3 protein-coding genes and 1 pseudogene are annotated in these 4,543 nt (G+C 71.1%); 2 read left to right on the forward strand and 2 right to left on the reverse strand.

The window, feature by feature from the left end:
• A partial coding sequence (locus NBW84_RS22760; protein WP_445548825.1) for a 3'-5' exonuclease occupies nt 1–626 on the forward strand: 626 nt, incomplete at its 5' end.
• A 622-nt stretch (nt 627–1,248) separates the two neighbouring features.
• On the opposite strand, the pseudogene NBW84_RS22765 reads toward NBW84_RS22760, so the two are convergent.
• A pseudogene (locus NBW84_RS22765) lies at nt 1,249–1,972 on the reverse strand (class I SAM-dependent methyltransferase).
• Nucleotides 1,973–2,429: 457 nt separating this feature from the next.
• Here NBW84_RS22765 and NBW84_RS22770 point away from each other — a divergent pair.
• Nucleotides 2,430–3,386, forward strand: coding sequence for a CAP domain-containing protein (locus NBW84_RS22770; protein ID WP_250287280.1), 957 nt, complete (start codon nt 2,430–2,432; stop codon nt 3,384–3,386).
• A 187-nt stretch (nt 3,387–3,573) separates the two neighbouring features.
• Here NBW84_RS22770 and NBW84_RS22775 read toward each other — a convergent pair.
• Nucleotides 3,574–4,543: family 16 glycosylhydrolase (locus NBW84_RS22775; RefSeq protein WP_250287283.1), on the reverse strand; the 970-nt coding region annotated here is incomplete at its 5' end.

The following is a 4,543-nucleotide window of genomic DNA, read 5'->3' on the forward strand; positions in this document are numbered from 1 at the left end:
GCACGGCGGCATCCTCCGGCAGCCCGTCCGGGACAGCGCCGGGCACCCGGGGCGGGCCGGTGCCGCCGGGCGGGTCCGCGCCGCAGCCTCCGGCCGGACCGCCGAGCGAGGCCGAGGTCCGGTACGCGCTGGACGTCCTGACCCCGCTGGCCACCGAGTGCGGCGACGACCTGGAGCGTTTCCGCTCGGAGATCGCGCTCGGTGCGGAGGTCGACACCTTCGACCCCCGGGCGGACCGGATCTCCCTGCTGACGCTGCACGCCGCCAAGGGGCTGGAGTTCGGGTTCGTCGTCATCATCGGCTGCGAGGACGGCCTGCTGCCGCTGCGCTGGGCGGGCACGTCCCCGTCCGGCGTGGTCGCCGGTACGAGCGGGGCCGGCGGACTCACCAGGAGTGACAGCGACGACAGTGACGAGGAGGAGCGGCGGCTGCTGTTCGTGGGCATGACCCGGGCCCGGGAGCAGCTTGTGCTCACCCACGCGGCCCGCCGTGGCCGGCAGGTGTCCGAGGTGCGGCCGTCGCCTTTCCTGGATGGCCTGGGCGCGCCGCTGCTCGAGCGCCGTTCCGGCCCGCTACGGCCCCGCCGGGCCCGCCCGGACCAGGGACGCCAGCTCCGGCTGATCTGACCACGGCCGGGTCGGATCATGGCTGGTCCGGCCGGCGGCCCCGGCCCCCCGAAAACGCCGGCCGAGCAACACGGATGTGTCCTGAAATCGCGTGACCGAACACTGTCGAATCGTGAAAGCGAGGGGACGGCCGGCCGGCTGTCGAGCCTGTCGCGGAACCGTGCCGGTCAGGGGCGGCAATCAGCCAGAAGCGGCAATCAGCCAGAAGCGGCAATCAGCCAGAAGCGGCAATCAGCCAGGGGCGGCAATCAGCTGGACTCCGCCGGGACGGTCACCGGCCGCTGGCGGGTGAACGCGGCCCGCCGGGCCCGGGTCCGGCGCTCTTCGGTCTTCTTCGCCGGGCCCTTTTCGGCAGGCTCTTGTCGCCGCGCACTGTCGCAGCTGTTTTCGTGGCTACTTTCCCTTGTTTACTTTCCCTGGTTCGTGCCAGGCGTGGAAGTGGCGCCCGGCACGAAAAGGGCAGGGGCGTCTCGCTCGTGACGGCTGGTCGGCCGGTGGCCCGGGTGCCCGGGCCACCGACGGCCCGGTCCGGTAGTGGTTGCCGCCGGGCGTGAGCCGCCGGGTAGCGCCGGTGCCCGGGCCGTCAGTCGTCCGCGGACACGGCCGCGGCGCCGTCGGCCGGTCAGCGCCGGCGGAAGACCATGGCCAGGTTCCAGGTGGCGACCTCCCGCAGGCCCGGGACCCGCAGGATCGGCCTGGTCCAGGCCGGCAGGTAGCGCGGCATGGCGGTTACGACGTCGATCCCGTGATGGTTGTAAGGCCCACTCCAGGGCATCGGCCACCGCCACCGGGAACAGGCTGCTGCCGTAGCGGTTCTTCGGTGGGGTCCCGGTGCGGCGCTCGTAGCGCCGGGCCGCGCGGTGGCCGCCGAGGTAGTGCCAGGGCGCGGTCTCGTGCCCGCCCCAGGGCGAGAGCCAGTTGGTGAAGCTCAGGAAGATCACCCCGCCGGGCCGGGTGACCCGCACCATCTCCTCGCACATCCGCCACGGGTCCGGCACGTGCTCCAGGACGTTCGACGAGTAGCAGATGTCCACCGAGGCGGTGGCGAACGGCATGTCCAACGCGCTGCCGAGCACCCGCCCCGGCTCCACGATGCCACCGGCGCTCAGCTCGGAGATGTCCGGCTCGACCCAGAGGTAGTGGGCGCCGGCCTGCCGGAAGGCGGTGCGGAAGTAGCCGGGGCCGCCGCCGACGTCCAGGACGAGCGAGCCGGCCAGCGTGGTGAAGTGGCTGAGCTGGTACACGGAGTCGGCGGCCAGCAGCGAGTAGAAGCCGGCCGGCTCGACCGGCTCGCGTCGGGCGGCGCGGAAGAGCCGGACGGAGCGTCCGATCGAGGTGCTGGCAATCGGCGCCGGCGCACGGCCCGTGGGCGCCGGTTCGGGATGTGCTGCCTGTGTCGCCGCTGCCCGTACCGGGGCGGCCGGAGCGGACGGGGCTGCCGGCGTACAGACCGCCGACGCCGGTTCCGGGGTTTCCGGCGGCCTGCCGCCGGCGGTGGGATGTGTATCTGGAGCGGGATGTGTATCTGGAATGGATGAGGATCCGCGAGGGGCGGACACCGTCTCGGCCATGCCAGGGACACTAACACCCCTGGCCGCGGCCAGAATGTGACTTGTCGGACGCTTTTGTCCGAATCAAGGGAATTCTTTGGTCGCAGCCCGGGACAATACGTGATACTTATTCGTCTTTATAAGAGAAATCGAAGGCATGCTGGCGGACCGACGGCCCGGTTTCCGGCCGCCGTGATTCACTCGCTGAGATTCACCGGTCACGGATGACGACAGCCACCTACTCGGAGTGATCATGATTGAGCTGGTCGCCGGTGCCAACCGGCCGTTGCCGGATGGCACCCTGTCCGTTCACGTGGCCGGGCCGTTCGACCTGTCGCTTCTTATCACCAGTGGTAACGGGAAGGTCGCCGGGGACGGCGACTTCGTCTTCTACAACCAGCCGTCCGCGCCCGGGGCCCGGCTGGCCGGCGACGGCGCCAGCATCGACCCGGCCCGGCTGCGTCCCGCGGCAACCAGGGTGGTCATCGCCGTGAGCCCGGCCGACACCGGCGTGACGCTCGGACAGCTGCCGCTGCCGGTCCTGGACGTCCGTGGCCGGGGCGGCGCCCCCGTCGCGCGCTTCGCCCCGCCGCGGCCACGGCAGGAGACCGTTCTGCTGCTCGCGGAGATCTACCAGCGTGAGGCCGGGTGGAAGATCCGGGCGCTCGGTCAGGGCTATTCCGACGGCCTCGCCGGGCTGGTCCGCGACTTCGGCGTCCAGGTCGACGACGACGGTGCCGCGCCGGCGGGCCCACCGGTGATCCCGCCGCCTGCACCGGCACGGCCGGCCGCCTCACCCGCCGCCGGTGGGGACATCAGCGGGGGCATGGTCCCGCAGGTCGTGGCACTGGTGAACGCCGAACGCGGCAGGGCGGGCCAGCGCCCGCTCACCGCGGACGCCTGCCTGGCCCTGGCGGCGCAGCGGCACAGCGAGGACATGGCGGCGAACAGCTACATGGACCATGTCAGCCTGGACGGCCGGACAATGACCGACCGTGCGGCCGCGGCCGGTTACCGCTACCGGATGCTGGGCGAGAACGTGGCGGCCGGCCAGAACAGCCCGGCGGAGGTGATGACCGGCTGGATGAACAGCCCCGGGCACCGCCGGAACATACTCAACGGGGATTTCACCCAGATCGGCGTCGGCTGCGCGCGCGGCGGTGATTACGGCATCTACTGGGCCCAGGTTTTCGGCACGCCCGCCTGCTGAGAAATCCAAGGTGACAGGAAATCAGAAGTGACAGGAAATCGGAAGGGAGGGCAGGCCGCCGGATCGGCCGGCCGAGTCCGCCGGCTGCGTCACCGCCCTGTGACCGGCGCGGATCGACCGGTCGCGGTGACGCGGCCGATCCGGCGGGCCCATACCGGCCCCGGTGGCGCCGCGGCCCTGTCGGCGGTTACGGGGCCTGCTGGTAGATGTGGACGTAGTCGATGTCGACGCTGCTGGGGAACCGGGTGGCGCTGTTGGGCGCACCACCCCAGCTGGAGGGGCCGCCCACGTCCAGGTTCACCATCAGGTACATCTTCTCCGAAGGAACCAGGTTTGTCAGGCGGCCGGTCTGCACGCCGTCGATGTAGAAGGTCAGCGCACCCGGCTCCCACCTGGCGGCGAAGTTGTGATAGTCGGCGCTCCAGTCCGCATGCCTGGTCTTGAACTGGTTCTCACCGCCGTGCTTGGTGTGCAGCGTCTGGAAGATGGTTGTCTGGTCCTCACCGATGAATTCCATGATGTCGATCTCATCGAGTGTGTAGGCCGGGTTGTACAGCCAGATCGCGGGCCAGAACCCCTTGCCCTTCGGCAGCCTGGCGCGGACGTCCACATAACCGTAGGTGAAGAAGTACTGCTGGTCGCTGTTGATGATGCCGCTGGTGTACGGGAATATCCTGCCGTTGAAGTTGTAGGGGGTCTGGCTGGCGGTCAGGTGCGCATTGCCATCGCTCTGCGTCACCGCGGACGGCGAGTAGCAGTTCTGCGACCCGTGGTTGCCGGAGTTGGCCCCGCACTGGGCGCCCTGCCAGACGTTGGTGACCCACTTGGCGGGGTCCAGCACGGATGCGTTGAACTCGTCGCCGAACACCAGGCGCCAGCTGTCGTCGAGTCCCGGCGGCCGGCTGGCGGGGGCGGACGCGAGCGGCGGGCGGGCCGGGTTCGCCACCAACGGAGCGACCAGGGCCTGCGCGGGCGCTGCCTGCTGCGTCGGCCCCTCCGCGGGCGCCGACGGCTGAGCCGGCTGGCCGGCCGGGGCGGCGGACGCGTCATGCGACGGACGCGCCGCCAGGTAGGCCCTGGCAGCCTGCTGCGCTATGGACGAGGTGGGGGGCGCGGAGGACTCCGGTGACGTGGACGTACGAGGGGCCTGGCAGGCC

It is taken from the genome of Protofrankia sp. CiP1_Cm_nod2, from assembly GCF_920664355.1.
Taxonomy (GTDB): domain Bacteria; phylum Actinomycetota; class Actinomycetes; order Frankiales; family Frankiaceae; genus Protofrankia.